The following is a 24,754-nucleotide window of genomic DNA, read 5'->3' on the forward strand; positions in this document are numbered from 1 at the left end:
ATATTCATCATAGCATACTAAAAGTTAATAGTAAAACTTCTTAAGTTTGCATCATCCTTTTTTGCTTTTATAATAGCTTTAGCATAATAAAATCCATCTGTAGATACAACTAAGTTTGGCAAATCAAGCTGTTTAATTTCTGGTATGTGTAAAAATGCCTCACTCAACCTGATAAATAAATCACTCAATTTTTCCCTGGTATGCATTTTTAGCTTATTCTTTTTGTCTATTAGATTTATTACTTCTTCGATGTCAAGTAGTGTTAAAGGCAAAACCCTAACAATAGGTGACTCATATGCAATATTAACCCCATACAAATAATAAGAAATACCCATAATCGCACCAAATAACTTATCGTAGGCAGCACCCATGCTAATATTGTAAAGGCCTTCTTCTTCGATTTTGATACCTTTTATGCCCAGCATACCAAAAAACGACCCTACCTCAATTTGGGTAAGTTGATATGTTTTCATACTTGTCAATAATTCCCGTATATAATTGCGCGCTTCTTTAATATTAAAGTTTTGTAAATCTTGTGGATAAATTTCTGATTTTTGCTTGTAATTCGCATACCAAATAAGCTTGCCCAAAGCCCTCAAAGAGCGTTCTACAAAAGCAAACACTGCAATTTTTTTCTTTAAGCCGTCTTTTTTCAATACTCTGTTTTTGTTTTGAAGATAAGAAAGTACATTAACAACTACTGTTTTATTATGTTCTATAGAGTTTACAGTATATAAAATTTCATTTAAAAAATTATCCAAAAACTCATAGCTGATTTCTTGAGGTGGCGCAAAAATTACCTCAATGTAGTAGGATTTTGAATTTGACAAAACATCAAATAAAGCATTTTTGTATAACTCAATATTAGGTTCCTCTATATAGACAACTCTATCCAAAGTCAAATTATTTGCTTCAAATGTGTCGATCGCCATTAGATTTGCACCAACAGAATTTGATACTATCGATACATCATTTGAATCAGACAAAAAATCGCATGCATATGCAAGCAGTACATCATCCAATAGCTCTTCTAACGTCTCTGCTCTAATGATACCAGTTTGTTTAAACAAACCCTCTACTGTAAAATCTGTATTTGAAAAAATAAAACCTTCATGTCTTGACGCACCCAAGCTTAAAAGTGTTCTGCCTGATTTTACAGCAAAAATTGGCTTTTGCTTAGAAATTTTTCTTGCGAGCAGCGAAAATGTTATAGGATCACCAAAAGAATCAAGATACAACACAATAATATCAATATTGTTATCGTCCTGCCAAAAATACAGTAAGTCATTGCCTGACACATCAATTTTATCACCAACACTTACAAAACAACCAACACCTAAACCAATATAGCCAAAATACCCAACAAGGCTTATGCCTAGTAAATTAGAATGTGTAGCAATAGCTAATCTGCCTTCTTTTGGCAGTGCAATGGGACTTATATTTATTTTGTTATCCAAAGTGTTGTAAAATAGACCTGTAGAGTTTGGGCCGATTAACCTTATGCCTTGTTTTTTTATTAAAGAAACAACTTCGGATTTTATAGGTTCATTGAGCTTTGTTGTAATAATCAACACTTTTATAGAATCTAGCTCAAGCAAGTAAAGTAAATTTTTGCAATCAATCACATTTATAACTAATAAATCAGGTTTTTCATTACGTATTTTCTCTAATATATCGCTGCTTTGAGTGAATAAAATAGCGTCTTTCCTGGATTGGTAAATATTGTACCAAAGTGCACACTCATTTCCCACATAAACAATCTTTTTGGGATTAAATGCGCTTAGCAAAGAAGCTTGCGTAGCGAGCTTTTCTCTCAACAAATGCAAAGACATTACTTTATTGAATTTAGCAAGCGGTAGCTTTAGATGAGTTGTAGATAAATCAAGTCTTTCATGCACAAGCTCAAAACCGCTGTTTTTAAAAACGCCAATCATATTGCAATTGTCTGCCAATACAATTGCCTCTAGCTCTTTAATACCCCTAAGCCATGCATGCTTTGCTAACTCTTCGAGCAACAGCGTGCCAATGCCTCTGCCTTGAAATTCATCTTTAACCAAAAAACTAACTTCAGCAGATTGCAAATCATAATTAGCACTATAATAATTAGCAATTCCAACTATATTATCTTTGACGATGCAAACCAAAGAAACATTATAGGCGTCATTTTTTACCATTGAATCTAACAATTTATCATCTAGATGATTAATTGCACCAAAAAATCTATAGTAGCGGCTTTCTGGTGAAGTCTGTAAAAACAGTTCTCTTATTTTTTCTTTTTCTGTTACTTTAACCTTTCTTATACTACATAATGTTCCATCTTTTAAAATCTGCTTTTTCATTTGTTTTTATTAATGCTACAAATTATATTTATATTAATACATATTTATTTTTATTTGTCAATTAATTAGCGCGGTCAGGTTTTTCTTGATAAATTGGATAGATAAAACTATAATGGTATATTAGGCAAAAGGAGGTGTTTAATGGATTACAAGATAACTCAAATTTCTGTATTTATAGAAAATAAAAAAGGTAGGTTTTATAATGTTACAAAAATACTAAAAGAAAATAATATAAACATAAGAGCCCTAAATTTGGCAGATACTAATGATTTTGGTATCTTGAGATTTTGTGTCGACAAACCAGAAGCAGCATACGAAGCTTTAAAAAAAGAACACTTTATTGTCAAAAAAAATGAAATTTTAGCAACTTTAATGGAAGATAGGCCTGGTGGCTTAATGGATTTACTTAAAATTGTAAATGAAGCTGACCTAAATATAGAGTATGTTTATACTTTTGTAAACGCGAAAGATAGTCATGCTGTAATTCTTTTTAAATTTGAAAGTATCGACGAAGCTTATGAAAAACTAAAAAACAAAATACACTTTTTAGACCAGCAATACTTTATGCAAAACTAGAAGGAGTAAATCTATGTTTCAACCTGAATTTGAATTATTAAATAGAGACCAGATTGAGCAACTTCAATTAGAAAGATTGCAAAAAACCATTCAATATGCTTATGAAAATGTTAGAGCATATAAAGAAAAACTAAACAGTGTAAAAATAAAGCCACAAGATATAAAAAGTCTGGATGATATTGTAAAATTACCATTCACGACCAAGGAAGATTTCAGGCAAAATTATCCATACGGCATGTTTGCGCTAAACGTAAAATCACTTGCAAGAATTCATGCCTCAAGTGGCACAACCGGTAAATCAACAATAGTAGGCTATACAAAAAAAGACCTTGATACGTGGAGCAATTTGGTTGCAAGGCTTGCTGCTTGCGCAGGTGTATGCAGTGACGACATTGTGCACATTGCTTTTGGTTACGGTTTATTTACCGGTGGTTTTGGGCTTCATTATGGCCTTGAAAAGTTAGGTGCTACCGTTATACCTGTCTCAAGCGGCAATACTAAAAGACAAATCCAACTTATAATGGATTTAAAACCAACAGTGCTTGTAAGCACACCAAGCTATGCCCTACACATAGCAGAAAGTTTAAAAAAAGAAGGCGTACGCCAAAACGATATTAGCTTAAGAATAGGTTTGTTTGGCGCAGAGCCATGGAGCGATCAAATGAGAAAAAAACTTCAACAATCTTTACCTATCAAAGCCTATGATAACTACGGCTTAAGTGAGGTAATGGGCCCTGGTGTTAGCGCAGAGTGCATATACCAAAATGGCATGCATGTCTTTGAGGATCACTTTTACGCAGAAATAGTTGACTCAAAAACGCTGACCCCTGTAAAAGATGGAGAATACGGTGAATTAGTAATAACAACGCTTACAAAAGAAGCTTTGCCTGTTATAAGATACAGGACAAAGGATATTACAAAACTTGATAAATCAAAATGTGCTTGCGGTCGGCACATGGCACGCATCTCAAAACCAATTGGTAGAAGCGACGATATGATAATAATAAGGGGTGTAAATGTTTTTCCCACTCAGATTGAAGAGGCTTTGTTTAACATAGAAGGCGTCATGAGTGCATACCAAATAGTATTAGAAAGAGAAAAAGCGTTAGACAAAGCAACCTTGCTTGTAGAAGTAAATGAAAACATTTTTTTTGATGAGATGAAACAGCAAAGGTTAATGCTTGAAAAAATAAAGCACGAATTAAAAACAATACTTGGTATCGAGTTAGAAGTAAAGCTTGTGGAACCATATAGCTTAGAGCTCAGTGTTGGCAAAGCAAAGCGCGTTATTGACAAAAGGAATCTATACATATGAAAACTCTCTGGGCACCATGGAGAATGGCCTATATCTTAAGCGAAAAAAAGCCAGAAGATTGTGTTTTTTGCAATGCTTTTAGAGAACGAAAGGATGAAGAAAATTACGTGCTGTTTAGAAGCAAACACTGCTTTGTAATAATGAATATATATCCTTACAACCCAGGACACATTATGGTTGTGCCAAATAGACACATTGACCATATCAAACTATTAAACGAACAAGAAAGAGCCGATATTTTTCAAGTAATGCAAACATTCTGCAATATTTTAGAAACTGCATTCAAACCAAATGGTTTTAATATTGGTATGAATATTGGAAGTACGGCAGGTGCAGGCATTGCCGATCATATACATTTTCATATAGTGCCAAGGTGGAATGGCGATACAAATTTCATAAGCACGGTTTGCGATACAAAGGTTATATCTGAAAGTTTGCGCCAAACATACAACAAAATAAAGGAGCTTATTTGAAATTTATTAAAACATCGATCATATTGCTTTTTGTTCTTTTCGCTTTCATAATTAGCTATTACAACCAACAAGCAGAAGTTAACCTAAGTTTATTTGGTTTTAATATGCTATGCCCTGTATGGCTTATTATAGGTGTGTTTTTTTTATTAGGTTTGATTGCCAACCAGATTGTGTGTCTTATTGATTGTACAAATTATGCAAAAAAAATAAAAGAATACAAAAAAGAAATAAAACAATTAAAAGATGAGGTACTTTCTCTAAGAAAACTTACGTTAAAACAAGATGAGTGAATTTTTAAAATTTAACAATATAGCATTGATAAGTGCCGTTATAATCTTAGGTATGGTGGTGTACTATGTTATTAGAGAACAAAAAAGAAAAATCGAAAGACGCAAGATTACTGCCTACTTAAAAGGTATAAACTATGTCATTGAAGATAAAACTGACAAAGCCATAGAAGAGCTTACCAATGCAATTGATCTTGAACCAGACATTGTGGACGTATATATTAGCATCGGAAATCTTTTTAGAAAAAAAGGAGAAATAAATAGATCTTTGATTATACACAAAGGCCTGCTTGCAAGAAAACTTGACATAGATAAGAAAATTGAAGTATATATAAATATCGGTATAGATTATAAAAAAGCTGGTCTTTACGATAGGGCAAAAGAAACTTTTAAAAATGCTTTATCTTTGGACCCTAAAAATCAAACAATAAAAAAATATTTAGAAGAAGTTTATGAAGATTCAAAAGATTGGGAAAGTGCTCTTGTTTGGCAAAAAAGGTTTGGCGAAAACAAAAAAATCACTGCACATATTTATTGCGAGCTTGGTAAAAAAGCGTTAAAAGAATCAAACGATTATAAAGCAGCCTTTGATTATTTTAAACAAGCACTTAATGAGGATAAAAACTGCTTTGATGCTCTGCTAAATCTAGGCATACTATACTATAATAATCAAAATAAAGAAAAAGCTTTTCAAATGTGGTTTGAAGGAGTGAGGATTAAAAATGAGTTTTTTAATTTAGTTTTAGATAAAATTGATAATAATAACGATTTATACGAATTTTTAAAGCGTGTGGTAGTTTCTAATCCGAAATCACATTATATACTTTTATTTAGTGCCATGTACCTTTTAAAATTAGGAAAAGATAAAAAAGCTCTTTCGCTCCTAAATATCATGCTAAAAAACAACACCTACTCTCAAAGTGCCATTGTGCTTGCCATAAAATGCCTATCAAAACAATCTAATAACAAAAAACTCGAAGCACTTGCTTTTAAATTGCAAAGCAATATCAAATATACATGCAAATCATGCGGCTACTCAACGCACTTGTTTTTTTGGAAATGTCCAAAGTGTAGAAGCTGGGATAGCGCAAAAGTGGAGTTTTAAATGTTTTATGCTTTAGAAGGAAAAATTGTTGACAAAAAAAACGGCTTTGTTGTAATGAATATAGCAGGTATACACTTTAGTATTACAGTCAGTCTTATAACCTATTTAAACCTTGAATTCAACAAAAAGATAAAACTTTTTGTTGAATTAATTGTAAGCGAAAGCGGGTTCAGACTTTATGGCTTTTCAAGCGAAGAAGAAAAATATCTATTTAATAAACTTAGAAAAATAACCAAAATTGGTGCCGCAAAGGCCATATCAACCCTATCAAAATTTTCTCCACAAGAATTTAAATACATTATTGCAAATAAACAAACAGACCAGCTCTTGAGTGTTCCAGGTATAGGAAAAAAAACTGCAGATACAATCATTCTAGAATTATCAGACAAAGTGCTTGAAACTGATGAAAAACTAATCGAAGTATTAAATGTTTTGACCAGTAGCTTGGGCTTTTCTAAAGAAAAGGTTTATCCTATTTTAGACAAGATATATCGCCAAAACACTGATTTAGACACAGTCGAGCTAATTAAAATTTGCCTTAAAAATTTAAGACAATGAAGCCTCTAAGTGTATCAGGGTTAACAAAACAGATAAAAGACTTACTTGAGTGGAATTTTTCTGAAGTATATGTGGAAGGTGAAATATCTAACCTTAAATTTTCAAGCTCCCAACATGTGTATTTTAATTTAGTTGACCAAAAAGCCAGACTTATGTGCGTAATCTTCAAATCGAATATTAACGAGCTTCTCCGAAAACAACTTGTTAATGGACAAAAAGTAATAGCAATAGGCAGAATAAGCCTCTATGAACCATATGGCCAATACCATTTGGTTGTTTCCTATATTCAAAGTGTAGGCGATGGTCTAAAATACAAAAAACTTGAAGAAGATAAAAAATTTTTACTTGAAAATGGTTACCTGGAAAACAAAAAGTCTCTCCCATTATTTCCAAAAAAAGTCATTATCATAACAAGCCTTCAAGCTGCTGCTTTAAAGGATATTTTAAATATACTAAAAAGACGCACGCAAGGCTTAGAAATACTAATATACCACACAACAGTTCAGGGTGAAAACGCTAAAGGCGAAATTTTAGAAGCTATCAATTTTGTAAATCAAAACTACTCAAAATTATCGCTTGATGTATGTATTCTTACAAGAGGAGGAGGTTCAGTCGATGAGCTTTGGGTGTTTAATGATTTAGATATAGCCATTGCGTTTAAAAACTGCAAAATTCCTACCATAAGTGCAATTGGCCATCAAATAGATCAAACATTATGCGATTTGGTTGCTGATAAAGCAGCAGAAACACCTTCAGCTGCAGCAGAAATTTTAACAAAAGCGCATCTAGAGCTAGAAAATCGTGTGTCAATGTTGAAAAAATCGATTTTTTCAAATTTTCAAAGAATTTTTAATCTAAAAATGGGAATATTTATGAGTTTAAGGTCTCAAAAATTAATTAAATTAATAAAAAACTTCATAGAAGTTCGCATGCTAAAAGTAGACAATTTAAGCTCTTTAGTTGAACACAAAGTACAAAATATTATATTCAATAATAGTAAAAAATTTCTATCTTTGCAAAATCGCATAAAATCACAAAACCCATTAAATAAACTCAATACTCAGAAAATTATCTATTCAAGGCTTCAAGCTTCAAGTTTTGTAAGTATGCAAAAGTTACTTGAACATAAAAATCACACATTAGAAAACCTAACAAACAAAATTCTTGCCTTAAGCCCACAAAATGTTCTAAAAAGAGGTTTTTCAATCACATACACTAAAGATAAAAAAATCGTAAAAAGCATAAACGATGTAAGTGACAATGACATTATGTACACAGCAGTGTTTGACGGTAAAATTGAATCAATTGTATCAAAAAAGTACGATTAATGTATCCCAAAATAAACACTAAAAATGAGAATAAAAAAGACTAATGCCGAAATTAAACTAAAACGATAATCGCGTTCAATAAAATAACCAAAAACCAAAAACAAAACCCTTACAACAGGTGTTAACATTAAGATAACAATACCTGCATAAAATGCAGCGTTTGGCTCTAGCAAATATAAACCTTTAAGTATCCCAAAAAAACTAGTGTAGGCTAAATTGCTTTTTTTAAAAAAACTCTCTGCTATTGCCACACAAAACAAAAACATGCTAAACCACACGCCAATCTGTAGTGTTCTGGCAATGAGCTTATTAATATCAAATTTCATTTAACACCCTTTATAAACATCTCTATTGCAAGATAAACCAAAAATAGTATGAAAATATTTTTTATTCTAGATGGCGGAATTTTTCTCATTATGGGCATAGAAAGCTTTGATCCAAACACAACGCCAATAACTATTATTGCAACAAATAAAGGATTTCCAATATAACCCTTGCCAAAATAAATAAACGCACCCGCAGCAGCCGTTACACCTATCATAAAATTGCTCGTTGCAGCAGCAACTCTTATAGGCACCTTGCAAAAAGCATTCATAGCGGGCACTTTTAACACACCACCGCCTATTCCCAACATTCCCGAAAAGGCCCCCGCAAAAGTACTAATGAGCATACCTGCACCTAAATTTTTAACATCATAATCCACATTTTTATTTAACGCATAATCAAAATAGCTTCCAGCATAAACACTTTTTGCTTGAATTTTGGTGTTATTTGCTGCATTTTCTTTATGATTATACATAAAATAAGCGATAAACGCCATAACAAACGAAAAAATCAACGCAATAATATTACCATTTAAAAGAATACCTATAAAACTACCCGCAATAGCACCTAGCGTAGTTGCTAGCTCTAGGGTTATGCCAAGTTTCATATTTGTTATTTTGTTGTAAACATTTGCACTTGCCACAGAACTGCTTGTTGCAATAATTGAAATAAGGCTTATTGCCACTGCTTGATGAATGGGAAAATGCAAAAATATCACAAGCAGTGGCACAACAAACGTCCCGCCACCAATACCGAGCATTGCGCCAAAAACACCGCTTGCTATACCCATTAACAAAAGCAAACCAATCTCAAACATAAAGCCTTTTTCTATAAACTATTTTTGATACAAAATAAGAAAAAAATGCCAATAACAAACCTGCTATATCATCTACTCCATAATGGTATCTTAGAGCGAGCGTTGCTAAAATAAGAATAATTACTAATGGTATAATGAAATACCCTGCTTTTTTATTTATACCAAAAACAAGCATGTTAGCCAAAACAGATATCGCTACATGTCCACTTGGAAAACAGTCCTGCTTTATATGCTCAAATCTATCTAAAAAGGCATATATGTAGCTATATATAAACCCTGCTTGAATGGGTTGACTAAATTCAATACTATAGCGTGGCCCAATTGCAGGAACAAGCATATACCCAATATAAGAAATATAATATGCAAGCGATAGGGCAAATAAAGAGTACTCTAAATAAACTAGTTTTTGCTTCTTGTATAAATAGTACAGCAATACCAAAGGCAAAAAATAGTAAAAGGTATAAAAAACGGCAAAGATATCATTGAAAATTGGTTTGTTAAAAATTAAAAAATAATCTGCAACAGGTTTAGAAAAAATAGCATTATCGAACCTGATTAAATATATATCCTTATTTTTTGGCTGTATAAAAGGTATAATCCATGCAAGTGACTCAAAGATAAACCCCAAGAAAACAACTGGATAAAAATATCTAAATATTGACAAAAAATAGCCTTTTTGATTTTTATAAGTAACTGACAAAACAGCAAAAACAATAAATACATAAGATAAAATTAAAAATAAAGCATAAGGAGTCTGGTTAATAAAAACAATAACTAATCCTATGATAAAAAAATAATACAATAGATTTACTATATCGAAAGGTTTCAGATTAAAACTTTTATGCATTTTTTGGTAGCCTGTATACTAGCTGGACTAAAACCAGCAAAATCGCCATCTACTTGCATGGGCATAAAGTGGCTATTAATAAAAATTTCATCGGCAAAAAAACATTCGTACAGCTTTGAATTGAGATTAAGCGATAGATAAATTGCAGATTTTACTATACCCCACAAACTTTTTTTACTATAAAACAAACATACATACAAGTTTTTTTCAAAACAACTAGCTTTATTAAAAATAGGAAAGTTGCCTCCGTACTTTTTAGTATTTGAAGCTATAACACTATAGCAAAGCTTGTTACCTAAAGGCGTCTCTACACTTATGAGTTTATCAAATGCTTTTACGCTCTTTATACCACTTATAATATACGATAATTTACCAGAATATTCTTTTAATCTGTGATTTACGTCCAAGACAGCAGCAGCATCTATTCCAACACCAGCCATTAAAATAAAATACCTATTATTCAGCATACCTAAATGAACACTTGCGTATTTTGGCGTCAAATAAAGCTTTGCAGCTTTAACTGCATCCCTTGGCAGCCCAAGTTCAAGCGCAAACACATCAGAAGTTCCACAAGGCAATATCCCAAGTTTAACATCCGTATCGACAAGGCCATTTATAACTTCATTTAAAGTTCCATCTCCACCATAAGAACATATGATTTCATATGATGAGCCAATCTTTTTTGCGATCCTGTACCCGCCCATTGGCCCTTCTGTGTAAAAAATATCTGTATTAGCATACGAAGTATTAAAGATTTCTTTAATTGTCATAAGTTTTTTGATAGAAAATCTACGGGCTTTGGGGTTTGCAATTATAGCTATCATACATCCTTTAGGTTAACAATCATATTATCCCATGCAGCAATAACTTTTGTGTTAGTCTTTTCTGATATCTCTTTTGCGAGCAATTGCGGACTTTCATTTAAAAAACCCATACCAAAGTGTGTTAGTATGAGTAGTTTTGGCTTAAAAATCTCTAAAAATGCATACATATTGTTTGCTGCTAAATGCATATAGCCTGGCATTTGATTTTTAAAAACTGTATTTGCAATAACAACATCAGCTTTGTAATCAATGGCTAATTTATCAGTATAGAGTGTATCTGCAATGTATGCAAAAGAGTAATTGCTTGATTTAAACACTGCTCCAAATGCGGGTGTTGTGTGAAGATGTGTTAACTTTGTAGAAATTGTGAGACCATCAATGTGGTAGTCTGTATATTCTTTGAGATAAAGTATATTAAACTTGTCCCTGTTGTATTGCAAAACAACAGGATCTTCATCAAGCGCAGCAGAAGGGGCAAGCAAGTATTTGCTGTGCTTGCCAGATATTACCATAGACTCCATTATTGAATTAATATCAGCACAGTGATCCAAATGCCTGTGGCTTAAAAATACACCATCAACTTTTGACATGTTAATTTTATTTTTCAAGGCATGAATCAAAGCACCTGGCCCAGGATCTATTACAAATGTTTTATTACCCAAATGAAACCAAATACCGCCACTTTTTCGTATTTGGTAAAATACGCTAAATCTTCCACCCGCTGTGCCTAAAAAAATTATTTTATCTTTACCATCTTGAAAATTTCTATCTTTCAAAGTACGCATATACACCATCAAACTTTGTAATTTTCCCATCAATTAAGACTGATTTGTCAATTTTTGTCAATACTTTAAAATACTGACTTGCTACGCTCAAGTTAAATTCCTGGTTATCTAATTTTATACGTTTTGCTTGCATAACTATTTGCGTGTTTTTTCCTACAAACTCATTCATTTTTTGCTTAAATTTTTTATTGATAAGTTCTTTTAGCTTGATCGATCTTTCTTTTAAAATCTGCGTGTTTAGATTATAAGAAACCTGTTTTGTAAGAGGTCTGTGAGAATATGTAAAAATATGGGCGTATGTGATATCGTTGTTTTTAACAAAATTATACGTCGTAGAAAAATCCTCCTCACTTTCTTCAAAACCTACAATTATATCAGTTCCCAAAAATATCCCTTTCAAAGAGGCATAATTAACGATTTTTTCAAAATCATCGCACGTGTAATTTCTTCGAGAAAGCTCTAGTATTCTATTACTAGCCGACTGAAGCGGGATATGTAAATGTTTTGCAAATTTACCATCTGATATTATATCAATGAGCTCATTATCCACGTACATGGGCTCAATAGAACTCAACCTTACTCTAAAATCTAACTCCAATTGATTTATTTTGCGCAAAAGTTCTTTTAAATCTCTGTAAGAGCCAATGTTTGTACCAGTCAACACAATCTCTTTGAATCCTTGATCTGCAAAATTCTTAATCTCTTCTAAAACTAAATGCGCATCCTTAGATCTTTGCTTACCCCTTAGATGCGCCACCACACAATACGTGCAAAAGTTTTCACAGCCCTCCTGAATTTTAACAAATGGGCGACTCTTGTTCCATGAAAATACGCATTTTTCTATGTTGTATGTCTTGGTTTCCAAGGATGTGTCTTTTGCGCAAGATAAAGCACTAAATATGTCGTTCTTGTAGCTATTTCCCACAATATGAATATTATGTGAAACTGAATAGTCAGTTTCATCAATTAAATAACTATCGCATCCAGTATAAATAATATGTGAATGCGGGTTTTGTCTTTGCAGTTTTCTTAATAATTGTCTTGATTGATCTGAAGCTGCTTTTGTTACAGCACAGGTATTTATAACATATATATCTGCACTATCATTTTTATCAACTATTGTAAATCGTTTCAAAACCGCTTCCTTCATTATTTGTGTTTCGTACTGGTTTGTTTTGCACCCAAATGTATAAAAAGCTATTGTTTTCATTTATTTAGAGTGTAAGTTTTGTTGATAAAATTTCGCTTTGCTCAATGCAGGCTGCTTTTAAGCTATGAGACACAGACTTAAAAGCGGCTTCTATAATGTGATGCTTGTTAAAACCTGCAAGCTGTTTTATATGCAATACAATGCGGGCATTAGAAACAAAAGCTCTCCAAAATTCTTCTATAAGTTCAACATCAAAATTTAATATAGAACCGCTAACATTGCAATCATACATCAAATAAATGCGGTTTGCCAAATCCACACTTGATAGCACCAGTGCATCATCCATAGGTATGATACTAAAGCCAAATCGCTTAAATGCAGCCTTTCTTGTTTCTTCAAAAAAAGCCTGACCCAATACTATACCTACATCTTCAACAAGATGATGATAATCAACATCAATATCGCCAACGGCTTTTATATCTAAGTCAAAACCACTATGTCTTGAGAATGTTTCCAGCATATGATTTAGAAATGCAACGCTTGTGTTGATATTGTACTTTGAGCTGCCATTAATACTTAAAGCGAGTTTTATATCCGTTTCTTTTGTTTTTCTCTCAATGTTTGTCATTTAATTAACCCTTTTAACTATATATTCGGCAAGTTCAACTAATTTTTCTGAACCGTTGACCTTTTTTATTGTACCAATCGCCAAACTTTTTAGTTTGTTGGCTAATTCCAAACTTTTTTCCATACCATAAACCCTGGGGTATGTAAGCGTATTGTTGTCAATATCCTTTTTATCTTTACCCAAAGTCTTTTTATCAGAAACCACATCAAGGTAATCGTCAATTATCTGATAAGACATACCTAAATATAACCCAAATTTAGAAAAAATATCCCTTTCAAAATCTCCAAGTACAGCGCCAATCTCACAGCAAGCTTGCAAAAACCTCGCGGTTTTGTTTTTATGAATAAAATTCACAAGCCATTTATCGGACTTTTTAAGCTTGTTTATACTTGATAGAATATCTGCTGCCTGCCCCAAGACCATACCGTAAATGCCAGCCTTTGCAGATAGGATTTTTATTATCTCAACAACTTTATCAGATGGCAATCTAGCACTTGATATAACGTTAAAAGTGTTTGTATTCAAACCATCTCCTGCCAAAATTGCCAAATCTTCGCCAAAAACTATATGATTTGTTGGTAAGTTTCTTCGAAGAAGCGCATTATCCATAGCAGGTAAATCATCATGAATAAGGGAGTATGCATGCATCATTTCAAGTGCTAAAGCCACTTTGTAATCTTCCTCGCTCAAAGGGCGTTTTAATTCAACTATGCTTAGCATCAATATAGCCCTTAAGCGTTTGCCACCATTTAAAAGACTATAACAAAGCGCTTCTTGAAATTGATCTACATGTAAATTTTGTTGTTTGCAGAATATGTATAGTTTAGAATCAATTATTTGCTTGTAGTTATCTATCACTCAAAATCTTCCATTTCTTTTAGCTCATTATCTTTCATAATGATCTTGACTTTATTTTCAGCTTGAGAAAGTTGCTCATTGCAAAACTTTGACAATTTCATACCTTCTTCAAAGTATTTTAGTGCTTCTTCCAAACTTAAATTTTCTTCTTCTAACTTTTTTGCAACCGCTTCAAGACGTTTTAAGGCTGACTCAAAGTTTAAATTTTCTTTGCTCATCTATCAGACTCTTGAATACTTATATCCCTCAAAAATTTTTCATTTTCTACGTACCACTTGCACAATTTTTTAATGCCCTCTTCCAAGCTAGTTTTTGGCTCCCAACCCAGTATTTGTTTAATTTTTGAAAAATCTGCACGAGTTGCAGTCACATCTGCTTTGTGAAATTCTTTGTAAACATTATGAGCTTTTTTCCCTAAATTTTCTTCGATAAGACCAATAACATAGTTTAGCGAGTACGATGTATTACCCCCAACATTAAACGTTTCACACCCAACTTTTTTTAAGCCTTTAACTGTAGCATCAACCACATCGTCAATGTATGTAAAATCCCTTGACTGATTACCATCGCCAAAAATTACTACAGAACTTCCCTCGTATATCCACTTTATAAACCTAAATATACTCATATCTGGTCTGCCATATGGCCCATATACGGTAAAGTATCTAAGCATTGTAACATCTATGCCATATAGTTGATAATAAGAATTAGCAAGGCCTTCCATCGCCTTTTTGCTTACTGCATAAACCGACAAAGGCTTATTTACACAATAGTCTTCTCTAAATGGCAACTGCTCACCTGCATAAAGTGATGAAGTAGAGGCAAGCACCATTTTCTCAACGCCAAATTGCTTTGCAAGTTCAAATAAATTTAGCGTACCTAAAGTATTCGTTGAAAGGTAAACAAAAGGGTTTTGCATAGAGTATCTAACGCCAGCACGCGCTGCTAAATTTATTATACTATCAAACTTGTGTATCTGAAAGATAAGCTTTAGTGCTTCAAAATTTTCAATATTAGTTTCATAGAATGTAAAATTACTGTATTCTTTTAGAATAGATAACCTTTTTTGCTTCATTCTAATGTCATAGTACTGGTTTAAATTATCCACACCCACGCACTGCAAACCTTCTTTTAACAAAGCTAATGTTGTAGAAAAGCCAATAAAGCCTGCGCAACCTGGTATAAAAATCAATTTAGAGCCTCCATAAATAAACAGAATCTAGCAAATCTTTTTTGTCAATAACGTTTTTTACATCAACAAGACACGCTTTTTCTTTTAGGCAGTTGAGCCAGATTTTTTCTCTTAAAAATTCATCGTGGCGAACAGCCAAAATTACACAATCGTACTTCTTTAGCCGGCTTTTGTCGATAAGATTAACATTTCCATAGTGACCATAAACTTCTTCTTTAATAGCATATGGATCATAAACATCAACACTCATGTTAAAATTTATAAGTTCTTTATATATATTAAATACTAAACTGTTCCTTATGTCCTTTATATTTTCTTTAAAAGTAAAGCCCAATATCAAACACTCATGACCAAGATTATTTTTCATAATAAGCTTTACTGATTCTTGAGCCAAAAAATCTCCCATAGAATCATTGAGTCTCCTGCCAGCTAGTATCACCTGTGGCAGGTAACCTAATTCTTGCGCTTTGTATGTTAAATAGTATGGATCAACGCTTATGCAGTGGCCGCCTACAAGGCCTGGCTCAAACCTCAAAAAGTTCCACTTGGTAGATGCAGCATCAAGCACCTCTTTTGTATCAAGACCCATCTTATGAAAAATCAAACTAAGCTCATTCATCAAAGCAATGTTTAAATCCCTTTGCGTGTTTTCTATTACTTTGGCAGCTTCTGCGGTTTTTATGTTTGGTGCTTCATATACATTTGTAATTTTACCATAAATTTTTGATATCAAATCTAAACTTTCTTTGCTGGAAGCAGATACCACCTTTGTAATATTTTCCAGTATATGAAGCTTATCGCCTGGATTTATGCGCTCTGGAGAATAACCCACAAAGAAATCCTTTAAATGTTTCAACCCAGAATATTTTTCTAGTATTGGCACGCATAAGTCTTCTGTGACACTTGGATACACAGTAGATTCATACACTACAATTGAGCCCTTAACTAAATTTTGACCTACAATTTGACTTGCGCTTTCAACTAAGCTTAAATCTGGTAACTTGCTCTTTAGAATAGGCGTTGGGACGGTAACGATAATCACACTAGTCTCTTTTAAATAAGCTGGATCGTTTGTGTAGTGAATGTTTGGGGATTTTATTAAACTTTCGCTTGTTTCGTTAGTTATATCAAAACCTTCTTGTAATTGCTCAATGCGCTTATTGTTTACATCAAAGCCAACTACGCTAAAAAACTTTGCCAAACTAACAGCCAAAGGCAAACCTACATAACCCAAACCTACAACTGCTATTTTTCTTTGTTTTTTTTCAAACTCTTCAAAAATCATTTACATTTTTACCACTAAAATAGGCTTTTTTGACATCCTGAGTACTTTTTCCGTAGTTGAGCCAAAGACAAAACGCTCAAGCGCACTTTTACCCTGTGCACCCATAACAATTAAATCAATATCGTTGCTAGATGCAAATTCAACAATTTTCTTTGGTGCATCACCAACTTCAATATGCATATCAAAATTATCAAAGTCTTTCAAAATTTTATTTTTTAAATGCTCAAAGTAATTTTCAGCTTCTTCTCTCATTGAAGCCTCAATCTTATCAAGTGGCAATGAAGGCACATAACCTAGTGCTGCCTGCAAATCTGTTATTACATAATAAATATGCAATTTTGCTCCATAGGCTTTGGCTAAACTTAATGCATACTCAATGGCTTTTTGAGCATTTTCGCTTAAATCTGTGGGAACAAGTATGTTTTTAGGACTGAAAGTTTGCATAAATTCCTCCTTTATAAATATTTTTCAATTAAAATCTGAGCTATTTGAACTGCATTGTAAGCTGCACCTTTTAGTAAATTATCCGCTACAACCCATAAATTCAAACCATTCTCAACCGATTCATCGCGTCTTATGCGCCCAACAAATGTCTCACCCCTACCGCTTATTTCAATTGGTGTTGGGTAAATCAAACTTTTGGGATCATCCATAAGCACACAGCCTGCAGCATTTTTTATAGCTTCTTTTACCTCTGAAATATCAAATGGCTTTTTGGTTTCAACATTAACAGACTCAGAATGCCCCCTCAAAACTGGCACTCTTACGCATGTAGCCGTGACTTTTATAGTATCATCGTGGAAAATTTTTTTAGTCTCGTTAACCATTTTAATTTCTTCTTTTGTATAATCATTTTCCAAAAATACATCTATGTGTGGCAAGCAGTTAAATGCAATCTTTTTTGGGAAAATATTTGGTTTGTAAGAATCGTATTTAAACTCAAAAAATGCTTTAGTCTCGTCAATTAGCTCTTCCATTGCCCTTCTGCCAGCACCGCTTGTGGCTTGATAAGTAGAAACAACAACTCGCTTAATACCATAGCGATCATAAATAGGTTTTAATGCTACTACCATCTGTATGGTAGAGCAATTTGGGTTAGCTATAATGCCTTTATTTTTGTATAAAGCAATATCGTCAGGATTTACTTCTGGTACAACAAGTGGCACATCTTTATCCATCCTGAAATAACTTGTATTGTCAATTACAACAGCACCAGATTGTGCGGCAATAGGCGCAAATTTTGCGCTAACGCTACCGCCTGCGCTAAAAAGAGCTATATCTATATCTTCAAATGATTTTTCGTTTAATATCTCAACAGGAATCTCCCCTCCTTTAAAAGTGACACTTTTGCCGATTGATCGCTCTGAAGCAAGAGGTAAGAGTTTTTTTACTGGAAAATTAAAATCTTCCAACGTTTTTATCATATCTTCGCCAACAGCTCCAGTTGCGCCAACGACTGCTACATTGTAACTCTTCATTGCAAAACCTCCCACCATACGCAAATTTTGCGTAAATTATAGCATTATTATCGTAAAAATCAATTTAAATATTTATTTTTTACATAATCTATTGCTTCTTGCTTATTTGCAAAATCACCCTCAATTTGCCTTTCAAAACAATCACTGAGTATTTTGCCAAAAGCTGTAGAAGGCTTTAAACCAAGCACAATTAAGTCTTTACCCGATATAAAAGGCTTGGTAGACTGCAAATCTCTAATATGTGAAATTAATGCATCTTTAACAAAACTGCTTCTGGTTATAGAAAACGCAGCTATTTGCGCTTCAAGCGGCATAGGCTTTAAAAAAAAGTAAACTTCGCTTTTCTTTCGTTTTTTTGATAAAAATACATTTATTTGTAGCATTTGTTGGTAAATTTTTTCCATTTTATCATCAATTATGCCAAGCACGCTTATAAGGTTGAATTTTTTCCTGAAACAGAATTTCAATATGGAAAAATAAATTGCCTCTATTTTAAATGTTACTGGGCAAAAAAAAGTGCACATCTTAACAAAATCTTTAGCTGATTCAATTAAAGCAAAACAACTTTCATCTATATAGAATTCTTTATGAAGGTATTTAAAAATCTTGTAATCATTGATTCTTCCTAAAATTTCCACCACTTTTTCTTCTTTTAAAATTAAGTTTAACTCCAAAAATAATCTATTTTTTGAGACTGTATTTAAAACACCTAGATCAAGGGCGTTTTTCATGAGTTTTTCTGTCTGCTGACCCAATAAAAAATTAAATTTTTCTGCAAAGCGCAAAGCCCTTAGCACTCTTGTTGGATCTTCTATAAAACTTAAATTGTGTAAAATGCGTATTTTTTTATCTTTAATATCTTTCATGCCACCAAAGTAATCAATGAGTTCTCCAAAACTTTCATTTAAACTTATTGCAAGTGTGTTTATTGTAAAATCTCTACGGTACAAATCCAGCTTTAGCGAGCTTTCTTCCACATGCGGCAAACCAGATGATACTTCGTCGTAGTACTCCTGCCTTGCTGTTGCAAAATCAATTTTTTCACCGTCTTTAATCACGCTAGCCGTTTTAAACTCATTATGAGCAATAAGTTTGCCTTCTATAATATTTGCAAATTCTTTTGCAAAGATTATAGCATTGCCTTCAATAACTATATCAATATCCTTTATGGGCATATCCATTACAAGGTCTCTGACCATCCCGCCTACGGCGTAGGCTTTCATTTTTAGTTTCAAAGCTACTTCTGATATTATTTTAAAAAAATTGTAAGTTTTTTCATCTAACTTATTTTTTAATTTTAAATCAACTTTTAGCGTTTTATGAATAAGTTTTTGTTCAGTTTGATTTATTAAATTTAATATATTTGTCCTGGTTAGCACGCCTACAACCAGAGTATCTCTTACAACAGGTATTATGCGTTGTTTTTCGTCAATGATTATTGTTTTTATTTTTGACAGAGGTACGTCTTCACTAACTGTATAAAAATCAGTAACCATAAATTTCTCTACAGGCTCATTTGCGTAGTTATGATAAATTGCCCTTTGCAGCGTAGGCCTTGATACAATGCCAACGAGCTCACCCCTATCAAGCACAACCAAAGAATTTATCCCATATTTTGCCATTATCTCATTGCAGTAGACAACTGTATCATCTTTTTCTACACATTTGGCAGGCGTACTCATAATGTCTTTAGCTTTTGTTATATACAAAAAACTCTCCCTAATAGCTAAAGTTACCTCATCAAGCGTTTCAATCAGCGTTAAATCTTTTACGGTCGCACTTGCTGCTAAGCTGTGACCACCGCCCCCAAATGTTTTTAAAATCCTCGCCACATCTACTTTTCTATTAGCAGAACGACCAATAATGAAAATGCGCGATTGCATCCTAAAAACACAAATGACTGCATCAGTTTTTTTCATACTCAAAAAGGTATTTACTATATTTGCTACCTCACCAACATACTCACTGTATTGGGCAAACGATAGCACAATGTTTATATTGTTGTATTCAAAAATGCGCGCATTTTTTATTAGCTCATTCAATAAATATACCTGGGATTCCTCCATAGTTTCTTCTAAAACGCCTGATACAATATCCAGCTTCGCGCCTTTTTCTAAAAGGTACGCACAAACTTGAAAATCATGCACACTAGTGGAAGGATAAAGCAGTTTTCCAGTATCTTCGTATATGCCAAGCATAAAAAGCGTGGCTTCTTCTGCGCTAAAATTTATATTTTGTTTTTTTAGTTTCATAACAATTTGAGTGGTATTTGCACCTGTTTTTTCGCAATAAAGCTCGCTACAGTTTATATCGCCATCGCTATGGTGATCAAAACAAATAACTTTAACTTTATCGACAATTTTTGCAAATTCACCAATGCGAGATTTTTGATGCGTATCAACAACAATTAATGTGTCAATTCTATCTAAATCAACTTTTTGAACATCGGCATAAGCATATATTGTTGACTGTATAAGAAAACTTTTTTTTGAGCGCTTCGGCAAATTTGGAAAAACCACTATAGCATCTTTATAGAGCAGTTTCGCTGCTATTGCGCTTGCTATTGCATCAAAATCTGGCTCAATGTGGCATGTAATAACCTTCATATTTACTTATCAAAAAAGTCACTTTCTTTAAAAGCTTTATTTAGAGCTTTATCGCTAACAAAAGTGTATCTTTGGGTAGTATTCAAACTTGAGTGTCCAAGTAACTCTTGAATAGTTTTTATATTAGCACCATTTTCCAATAAATGCGTAGCATATAAGTGCCTTAGGCTGTGTGGGTGCAAATCGAAACCTTTTGCTCTTGACTCTAGTTTTATTATTTTCCATATCGCAGCCCTGCTGAATGGTTTTCCTCTTTTGCTTATAAATAGGTAATCCTTTGAGCAATTATTAAGGTATAGGTTTCGTATGTTTGCCATGTAATTTTTAACTTTATCAAGCACATCTAGCAAAACTGGTAAAAGGCGCATTTTAGAACCTTTGCCAGAAACACGAATTAAACCTGCATCAAAATATATATCGCTAATTTTTAGGTTAATAAGTTCGCTTACCCTCAAGCCTGTTGCGTAAAAAAATAGCAAAATCAAACCATTCCTCGTATCTGTAAATAGAGTTTTAAGCGATTCAAAATCAATGGGTTTTTCAAATTTAAAGCTTGTTTTTGCATTTTTGATGTTACCCAAATCTAGATCCAATGGATGATTTTTGTTAACAAAAGTTAAAAAAGCCCGCAGACTTGCCATTTTCCTATTTAGTGACGTTGGCTTGTAAAGCTTTTTTAGCTCGTTAAAATACTCAAATAAATTTACATCATTTAGCTGTCTATTCTTAAAATAATCACAAAAAAGTTTTAGATCGCTTTCGTAGCTTAGCACTGTTTTGATTGACAAACCTCTATTTGCACTCAAAAATACACAAAAATCTCTAACAAGCTGATCTAAATCCATATCAATTAAATATACCAAAACCACTGGAAAAACAACCACCCAATGGTTTTAAAAAATCACTATCACTTTTAGATTTAAATTTTATCAAAAACTGCACTAAGTAGGGCAAAACAAGAACAATAAGTATACCAATCAATAAAAATTTCATTTCAAACATCTAAATTTCAAGTTTCAAAAAATTGTCCAATTCTTTTAAGTACCCTTCAAATAATGGCAACAATTTATCAAAAGTTGGTCTTTTTCCCATAAAGAAAAGTTTTTTTGTATTGTCTAAGCCTATAGAAAGGTGTTTTTCTAAATCTTCAAAAACATTTTGCGAATCTACACCTCTAAAGTACAACAAATACTTTGAAATCAAATAAAAATTATACAAAGACCTATATGCAATATCTTCGACTGTTTTTCGCTCTAATGTGAGCTCTAAAAAACTTGATCGGATTGCTAAAATTTTGCTTGCTATTTCCCTTTTAATTTGGTTTTTCAGTGCTTGAGCATCTATATCAATATTTTGCAGCAGGTCATTGCCAAATAAAACTTTTGCGTTTTCTTTTAACTCTAAAATCTCCATGCAAAAATAGTCTTCGTTTTTTGCTAAAAAATCGGCTTCAAAAACCAATGGCGTAGAAAACAGCTTTTTAAATTTCTTTAACTCCTGCTTAAGCTTCTTTATATCATCCAAAAAAACATTATCAAGCACAACCAAAAGCCCATTTTTTGAAATACTTGCGGTTATGCCTAAGTTGTGCATATAAACACACATCAACCTATCTTTAAATAAACTTTTTAAGCTCTCAACTATTTCCATAGCGCCTCTTTTCTAAAAAACTTTTGGCAAATTGTTCAAATTCGCCTTTTTTTATCGCATCTTTGATGCTTTGGATCAAATTGTAATAATACGTTAAATTATGGATTGTTGCAAGCGTGTAAAAACTTAACTCTTTAGCCTTATACAGGTGTCTTAAAAAACCCCTTGAAAAATTTTTGCATGTATAGCAATTGCAATGCTCATCTATGGGCGATTTATCCTTTGCATAAATGGCGTTTTTAATATTTATATTCCCAAAATCCGTAAATAAATAACCGTTTCTTGCATTTCTTGTAGGCATAACACAATCAAACATATCTATACCAAAGCCAACAAGTGTTATTATATCTTCTGGCCTGCCTACACCCATCGCATATCTAGGCTTATCTTTGGGTAAATGCTCTATTGTAAAAGCCACAGTATCATACATTTGCTGCAGTGGCTCGCCTACGCTTAGGCCACCTATTGCAATGCCGTCAAAGTTCATATCTGAAATCTCAAGCGCGCTTTTTTTTCTTAAATCTTCAAAAATACCGCCTTGCACTATGCCAAAGACAGCTGTATCTTTTGGCCTTTCGATGACAGATGAGCGCTTTGCCCAGTTTAGAGTGATATTGAGCGATTTTTCTGTCGCGCTTTTATCAAGGCCGTAGGCTGGACATTCATCAAGCACCATAGCTATGTCACTTTTAAACCTAAACTGCAAATCTAGTACTTTTTCTGGTGTAAAAAAGTGATAAGAACCATCAATATGCGATTTAAAGCGCACGCCTTCTATAGCTACCTTTCTTAAATCTGATAAGCTAAAAACCTGAAAACCACCACTATCTGTTAAAATTGAGCCGTTAAAGTTTGCAAATTTATGCAATCCTCCGAAAGCCTCAATTATCTCAATGCCTGGCCTTAAATATAAATGATAGGTATTTGACAGCATAAGTTTATACCCAATACTAGTTAACATATCAGGTAAAAGCGCTTTCACAATACCTTGTGTACCAACCGGCATGAAAACAGGCAATTTAATTGTGTTTTTGAGTTGTAGTAGAGATGACCTTGCACCATTATCAATCTTTAAACATTTAAAATCCATATATTTAATTGTTTTTAATGTAAATTTTACCTAATTTTCTTGAGCAAACAAAAAATTTTTGCTTTGAGTAATATGCAAACGTAGGTTTATCAAACTTGTAAGATTTTATTTTATCTAAATGTTGGTTTAACAAAAAAACAATATTATCTGATGTTGATGTTGCGCTTACAACACCATCATTGTAACTTATATAATTAATCTCTACCCCAAATTCCCTGCTGGTTTCTAAACGGTTACAATTATCATTATCATACACATTGATAAAATTTCCAACAACAACAAAAAAATACCCATCACCGAAAGTTATAGATGAAGCATTTGGAATATTGCATAAAAATTTGGCTTCAAGGTAATTTACTTTTAAAATATCACCATTTGAAAGTAATACCAAAACCCCACTGTTACTTTTTGCAATTTGCACAATTTTATCATCAAACCGTATCACCTTTTTAAGCTCAAGCGGTTTTTGATAAAAAAATAATTCATTATTTGAAGATACTACAAAGTCGTTGCCATCTAAAATTATACTTGATGGCTTTTTTATATTTAAATATTCCAATTCCAGTATATTACCATATTTATCAAGCATACTAACATAATTACCTTTGTTTGCTACATACAAAATCCCATTTTTATACGCAAGTGCAGTCGGTTCTTTTAAGCCAATTACACCGTAATCGCTTCCAAGTTTAAAACTTGTTATTACTACAAATATAAAAACCCCCAGAATACATACGTATTCTTTTTTTGAATTCATTATAGTTCTTCGTTTATTTTACGAATATTTTCCTCTTCTTTTTTGATATACTCAAGCAATTTTTGTTTAAGGGTTTCGTCTTGATTGGCAAACATCCTTGCTATAAATAATGCCGCATTGTGGGCACCTTTTTTGCCAATACCCATAGAAGCAACAGGCACGCCCTTTGGCATTTGTGTAATAGAAAGCAACGCGTCAAGCCCAAACATCTCACTATCAACAGGCACGCCAACTACAGGCAAAATTGAATAAGAAGCAACAAAACCAGGCAATGCAGCAGAAAGCCCAGCTATAGCAATTATACAATCAAACTCACTATTTACTTTTTGAACAATCTCTTTCACGTACTCTGGACTTCTGTGGGCGCTTGCAATGTAAACTTTGTATTCGATATCAAATTCTTCCAATGTTTTTTTGGCTTCGTAAATAATATTCTCATCACTCTTGCTACCAGATATAATTGCTACTTTCATAGTTTTGCC

28 protein-coding genes are annotated in these 24,754 nt (G+C 32.9%); 7 read left to right on the forward strand and 21 right to left on the reverse strand.

Annotation, left to right across the window (positions count from 1 at the left end; genetic code table 11):
- Positions 1 to 17: 17 nt before the first annotated feature.
- Complete coding sequence (locus DESAMIL20_RS08690; RefSeq protein ID WP_086034462.1) at positions 18 to 2,339, reverse strand: GNAT family N-acetyltransferase; 2,322 nt, start codon at positions 2,337 to 2,339, stop codon at positions 18 to 20.
- A gap of 141 nt (positions 2,340 to 2,480) precedes the next feature.
- On the opposite strand from DESAMIL20_RS08690, the gene DESAMIL20_RS08695 reads away from it, so the two are divergent.
- From DESAMIL20_RS08695 to xseA, 7 genes are read left to right on the forward strand one after another with little or no spacing between them, the layout of a single operon-like run.
- Complete coding sequence (locus tag DESAMIL20_RS08695) at positions 2,481 to 2,915, forward strand: amino acid-binding protein (protein ID WP_086034463.1); 435 nt, start codon at positions 2,481 to 2,483, stop codon at positions 2,913 to 2,915.
- Positions 2,916 to 2,928: 13 nt separating this feature from the next.
- Positions 2,929 to 4,230, forward strand: coding sequence for a phenylacetate--CoA ligase family protein (locus DESAMIL20_RS08700; RefSeq protein ID WP_086034464.1), 1,302 nt, complete (start codon positions 2,929 to 2,931; stop codon positions 4,228 to 4,230).
- Positions 4,227 to 4,703, forward strand: a complete 477-nt coding sequence (locus tag DESAMIL20_RS08705; RefSeq protein ID WP_086034465.1) for an HIT family protein — start codon at positions 4,227 to 4,229, stop codon at positions 4,701 to 4,703. Before DESAMIL20_RS08700 ends, DESAMIL20_RS08705 begins: the two co-directional genes overlap by 4 nt.
- The gene (locus DESAMIL20_RS08710) at positions 4,700 to 4,993 is read left to right on the forward strand and encodes a lipopolysaccharide assembly protein LapA domain-containing protein (RefSeq protein WP_086034466.1); all 294 of its coding nucleotides are present in this window, start codon (positions 4,700 to 4,702) and stop codon (positions 4,991 to 4,993) included. The genes DESAMIL20_RS08705 and DESAMIL20_RS08710 overlap by 4 nt, the downstream gene beginning before the upstream one ends.
- A complete protein-coding gene (locus DESAMIL20_RS08715) occupies positions 4,986 to 6,095 on the forward strand; it encodes a tetratricopeptide repeat protein (protein WP_086034467.1) in 1,110 nt (369 codons plus the stop codon). The genes DESAMIL20_RS08710 and DESAMIL20_RS08715 overlap by 8 nt, the downstream gene beginning before the upstream one ends.
- Positions 6,096 to 6,653 carry a Holliday junction branch migration protein RuvA gene (ruvA, locus tag DESAMIL20_RS08720; protein ID WP_086034468.1) on the forward strand — a complete coding sequence of 186 codons (558 nt, stop codon included), beginning with the start codon at positions 6,096 to 6,098 and terminating at the stop codon, positions 6,651 to 6,653.
- On the forward strand, positions 6,650 to 7,981 hold the full coding sequence (gene xseA, locus DESAMIL20_RS08725; protein WP_086034469.1) for an exodeoxyribonuclease VII large subunit: 1,332 nt from the start codon (positions 6,650 to 6,652) through the stop codon (positions 7,979 to 7,981). The genes ruvA and xseA overlap by 4 nt, the downstream gene beginning before the upstream one ends.
- Here xseA and DESAMIL20_RS08730 read toward each other — a convergent pair.
- Genes DESAMIL20_RS08730 through purE form a run of 20 tightly spaced genes read right to left on the reverse strand, consistent with a single transcriptional unit; the run spans position 7,978 to position 24,745 of the window.
- On the reverse strand, positions 7,978 to 8,307 hold the full coding sequence (locus tag DESAMIL20_RS08730; protein ID WP_086034470.1) for a DUF1634 domain-containing protein: 330 nt from the start codon (positions 8,305 to 8,307) through the stop codon (positions 7,978 to 7,980). The two genes, xseA and DESAMIL20_RS08730, sit on opposite strands and share 4 nt — an antisense overlap.
- Complete coding sequence (locus tag DESAMIL20_RS08735; RefSeq protein ID WP_086034471.1) at positions 8,304 to 9,122, reverse strand: sulfite exporter TauE/SafE family protein; 819 nt, start codon at positions 9,120 to 9,122, stop codon at positions 8,304 to 8,306. The genes DESAMIL20_RS08730 and DESAMIL20_RS08735 overlap by 4 nt, the downstream gene beginning before the upstream one ends.
- Positions 9,115 to 9,969 carry a phosphatase PAP2 family protein gene (locus DESAMIL20_RS08740; protein ID WP_086034472.1) on the reverse strand — a complete coding sequence of 285 codons (855 nt, stop codon included), beginning with the start codon at positions 9,967 to 9,969 and terminating at the stop codon, positions 9,115 to 9,117. Before DESAMIL20_RS08740 ends, DESAMIL20_RS08735 begins: the two co-directional genes overlap by 8 nt.
- Positions 9,948 to 10,793, reverse strand: a complete 846-nt coding sequence (locus tag DESAMIL20_RS08745) for a diacylglycerol/lipid kinase family protein (RefSeq protein WP_086034473.1) — start codon at positions 10,791 to 10,793, stop codon at positions 9,948 to 9,950. The genes DESAMIL20_RS08740 and DESAMIL20_RS08745 overlap by 22 nt, the downstream gene beginning before the upstream one ends.
- Positions 10,790 to 11,578: an MBL fold metallo-hydrolase gene (locus DESAMIL20_RS08750; protein ID WP_158090570.1), complete on the reverse strand. Its 789-nt coding sequence runs from the start codon at positions 11,576 to 11,578 to the stop codon at positions 10,790 to 10,792. Before DESAMIL20_RS08750 ends, DESAMIL20_RS08745 begins: the two co-directional genes overlap by 4 nt.
- The gene (locus DESAMIL20_RS08755) at positions 11,559 to 12,788 is read right to left on the reverse strand and encodes a MiaB/RimO family radical SAM methylthiotransferase (protein ID WP_086034475.1); all 1,230 of its coding nucleotides are present in this window, start codon (positions 12,786 to 12,788) and stop codon (positions 11,559 to 11,561) included. Before DESAMIL20_RS08755 ends, DESAMIL20_RS08750 begins: the two co-directional genes overlap by 20 nt.
- Positions 12,789 to 12,792: 4 nt before the next feature.
- On the reverse strand, positions 12,793 to 13,356 hold the full coding sequence (gene hisB / locus DESAMIL20_RS08760; protein WP_086034476.1) for an imidazoleglycerol-phosphate dehydratase HisB: 564 nt from the start codon (positions 13,354 to 13,356) through the stop codon (positions 12,793 to 12,795).
- Positions 13,357 to 14,214 carry a polyprenyl synthetase family protein gene (locus tag DESAMIL20_RS08765; protein ID WP_086034477.1) on the reverse strand — a complete coding sequence of 286 codons (858 nt, stop codon included), beginning with the start codon at positions 14,212 to 14,214 and terminating at the stop codon, positions 13,357 to 13,359.
- The gene (gene xseB, locus DESAMIL20_RS08770) at positions 14,211 to 14,432 is read right to left on the reverse strand and encodes an exodeoxyribonuclease VII small subunit (protein ID WP_086034478.1); all 222 of its coding nucleotides are present in this window, start codon (positions 14,430 to 14,432) and stop codon (positions 14,211 to 14,213) included. Before xseB ends, DESAMIL20_RS08765 begins: the two co-directional genes overlap by 4 nt.
- Positions 14,429 to 15,406 (reverse strand): GDP-mannose 4,6-dehydratase, encoded by a 978-nt coding sequence (locus DESAMIL20_RS08775; RefSeq protein ID WP_204218591.1) that lies wholly within the window; start codon positions 15,404 to 15,406, stop codon positions 14,429 to 14,431. Before DESAMIL20_RS08775 ends, xseB begins: the two co-directional genes overlap by 4 nt.
- A gap of 1 nt (position 15,407) precedes the next feature.
- Positions 15,408 to 16,691, reverse strand: a complete 1,284-nt coding sequence (locus DESAMIL20_RS08780) for a nucleotide sugar dehydrogenase (RefSeq protein WP_086034480.1) — start codon at positions 16,689 to 16,691, stop codon at positions 15,408 to 15,410.
- Positions 16,692 to 17,135 carry a universal stress protein gene (locus DESAMIL20_RS08785; protein WP_086034481.1) on the reverse strand — a complete coding sequence of 148 codons (444 nt, stop codon included), beginning with the start codon at positions 17,133 to 17,135 and terminating at the stop codon, positions 16,692 to 16,694.
- An 11-nt stretch (positions 17,136 to 17,146) separates the two neighbouring features.
- Positions 17,147 to 18,169 (reverse strand): aspartate-semialdehyde dehydrogenase, encoded by a 1,023-nt coding sequence (locus DESAMIL20_RS08790; protein WP_086034482.1) that lies wholly within the window; start codon positions 18,167 to 18,169, stop codon positions 17,147 to 17,149.
- A gap of 59 nt (positions 18,170 to 18,228) precedes the next feature.
- A complete protein-coding gene (locus DESAMIL20_RS08795; RefSeq protein ID WP_086034483.1) occupies positions 18,229 to 20,775 on the reverse strand; it encodes a CBS domain-containing protein in 2,547 nt (848 codons plus the stop codon).
- Between the two features lie 2 nt (positions 20,776 to 20,777).
- Entirely contained in the window at positions 20,778 to 21,620 is an 843-nt protein-coding gene (locus DESAMIL20_RS08800; RefSeq protein ID WP_086034484.1) for a tyrosine-type recombinase/integrase, read from the reverse strand.
- Between the two features lies 1 nt (position 21,621).
- Positions 21,622 to 21,777 (reverse strand): hypothetical protein, encoded by a 156-nt coding sequence (locus DESAMIL20_RS10510; RefSeq protein ID WP_158090571.1) that lies wholly within the window; start codon positions 21,775 to 21,777, stop codon positions 21,622 to 21,624.
- Positions 21,778 to 22,425 carry a hypothetical protein gene (locus DESAMIL20_RS08805; protein WP_086034485.1) on the reverse strand — a complete coding sequence of 216 codons (648 nt, stop codon included), beginning with the start codon at positions 22,423 to 22,425 and terminating at the stop codon, positions 21,778 to 21,780.
- Entirely contained in the window at positions 22,412 to 23,515 is a 1,104-nt protein-coding gene (tgt, locus tag DESAMIL20_RS08810; RefSeq protein ID WP_086034486.1) for a tRNA guanosine(34) transglycosylase Tgt, read from the reverse strand. The genes DESAMIL20_RS08805 and tgt overlap by 14 nt, the downstream gene beginning before the upstream one ends.
- 4 nt (positions 23,516 to 23,519) lie before the next feature.
- On the reverse strand, positions 23,520 to 24,272 hold the full coding sequence (locus DESAMIL20_RS08815; RefSeq protein ID WP_086034487.1) for a hypothetical protein: 753 nt from the start codon (positions 24,270 to 24,272) through the stop codon (positions 23,520 to 23,522).
- A complete protein-coding gene (gene purE / locus DESAMIL20_RS08820) occupies positions 24,272 to 24,745 on the reverse strand; it encodes a 5-(carboxyamino)imidazole ribonucleotide mutase (RefSeq protein WP_086034488.1) in 474 nt (157 codons plus the stop codon). The genes DESAMIL20_RS08815 and purE overlap by 1 nt, the downstream gene beginning before the upstream one ends.
- Between the last annotated feature and the right edge of the window lie 9 nt (positions 24,746 to 24,754).

Origin of the sequence: Desulfurella amilsii (genome assembly GCF_002119425.1) — a bacterium.
Taxonomy (GTDB): domain Bacteria; phylum Campylobacterota_A; class Desulfurellia; order Desulfurellales; family Desulfurellaceae; genus Desulfurella; species Desulfurella amilsii.

Excerpts from the sequence above, each read along its gene's own strand:
- DESAMIL20_RS08740 (WP_086034472.1), bottom strand. The coding sequence starts at position 9,969 with ATGCATAAAAGTTTTAATCTGAAACCTTTCGATATAGTAAATCTATTG.
- DESAMIL20_RS10510 (WP_158090571.1), bottom strand. The coding sequence starts at position 21,777 with ATGTTTGAAATGAAATTTTTATTGATTGGTATACTTATTGTTCTTGTT.
- DESAMIL20_RS08805 (WP_086034485.1), bottom strand. The coding sequence starts at position 22,425 with ATGGAAATAGTTGAGAGCTTAAAAAGTTTATTTAAAGATAGGTTGATG.
- DESAMIL20_RS08700 (WP_086034464.1), top strand. The coding sequence starts at position 2,929 with ATGTTTCAACCTGAATTTGAATTATTAAATAGAGACCAGATTGAGCAA.
- DESAMIL20_RS08705 (WP_086034465.1), top strand. The coding sequence starts at position 4,227 with ATGAAAACTCTCTGGGCACCATGGAGAATGGCCTATATCTTAAGCGAA.
- xseA (WP_086034469.1), top strand. The coding sequence starts at position 6,650 with ATGAAGCCTCTAAGTGTATCAGGGTTAACAAAACAGATAAAAGACTTA.
- DESAMIL20_RS08815 (WP_086034487.1), bottom strand. The coding sequence starts at position 24,272 with ATGAATTCAAAAAAAGAATACGTATGTATTCTGGGGGTTTTTATATTT.
- DESAMIL20_RS08715 (WP_086034467.1), top strand. The coding sequence starts at position 4,986 with ATGAGTGAATTTTTAAAATTTAACAATATAGCATTGATAAGTGCCGTT.
- DESAMIL20_RS08780 (WP_086034480.1), bottom strand. The coding sequence starts at position 16,691 with ATGATTTTTGAAGAGTTTGAAAAAAAACAAAGAAAAATAGCAGTTGTA.
- DESAMIL20_RS08785 (WP_086034481.1), bottom strand. The coding sequence starts at position 17,135 with ATGCAAACTTTCAGTCCTAAAAACATACTTGTTCCCACAGATTTAAGC.
- DESAMIL20_RS08745 (WP_086034473.1), bottom strand. The coding sequence starts at position 10,793 with ATGATAGCTATAATTGCAAACCCCAAAGCCCGTAGATTTTCTATCAAA.
- DESAMIL20_RS08795 (WP_086034483.1), bottom strand. The coding sequence starts at position 20,775 with ATGAAGGTTATTACATGCCACATTGAGCCAGATTTTGATGCAATAGCA.
- DESAMIL20_RS08790 (WP_086034482.1), bottom strand. The coding sequence starts at position 18,169 with ATGAAGAGTTACAATGTAGCAGTCGTTGGCGCAACTGGAGCTGTTGGC.
- DESAMIL20_RS08735 (WP_086034471.1), bottom strand. The coding sequence starts at position 9,122 with ATGTTTGAGATTGGTTTGCTTTTGTTAATGGGTATAGCAAGCGGTGTT.
- ruvA (WP_086034468.1), top strand. The coding sequence starts at position 6,096 with ATGTTTTATGCTTTAGAAGGAAAAATTGTTGACAAAAAAAACGGCTTT.
- hisB (WP_086034476.1), bottom strand. The coding sequence starts at position 13,356 with ATGACAAACATTGAGAGAAAAACAAAAGAAACGGATATAAAACTCGCT.
- DESAMIL20_RS08695 (WP_086034463.1), top strand. The coding sequence starts at position 2,481 with ATGGATTACAAGATAACTCAAATTTCTGTATTTATAGAAAATAAAAAA.
- DESAMIL20_RS08755 (WP_086034475.1), bottom strand. The coding sequence starts at position 12,788 with ATGAAAACAATAGCTTTTTATACATTTGGGTGCAAAACAAACCAGTAC.
- DESAMIL20_RS08750 (WP_158090570.1), bottom strand. The coding sequence starts at position 11,578 with ATGCGTACTTTGAAAGATAGAAATTTTCAAGATGGTAAAGATAAAATA.
- tgt (WP_086034486.1), bottom strand. The coding sequence starts at position 23,515 with ATGGATTTTAAATGTTTAAAGATTGATAATGGTGCAAGGTCATCTCTA.
- DESAMIL20_RS08800 (WP_086034484.1), bottom strand. The coding sequence starts at position 21,620 with ATGGATTTAGATCAGCTTGTTAGAGATTTTTGTGTATTTTTGAGTGCA.
- xseB (WP_086034478.1), bottom strand. The coding sequence starts at position 14,432 with ATGAGCAAAGAAAATTTAAACTTTGAGTCAGCCTTAAAACGTCTTGAA.
- purE (WP_086034488.1), bottom strand. The coding sequence starts at position 24,745 with ATGAAAGTAGCAATTATATCTGGTAGCAAGAGTGATGAGAATATTATT.
- DESAMIL20_RS08690 (WP_086034462.1), bottom strand. The coding sequence starts at position 2,339 with ATGAAAAAGCAGATTTTAAAAGATGGAACATTATGTAGTATAAGAAAG.
- DESAMIL20_RS08730 (WP_086034470.1), bottom strand. The coding sequence starts at position 8,307 with ATGAAATTTGATATTAATAAGCTCATTGCCAGAACACTACAGATTGGC.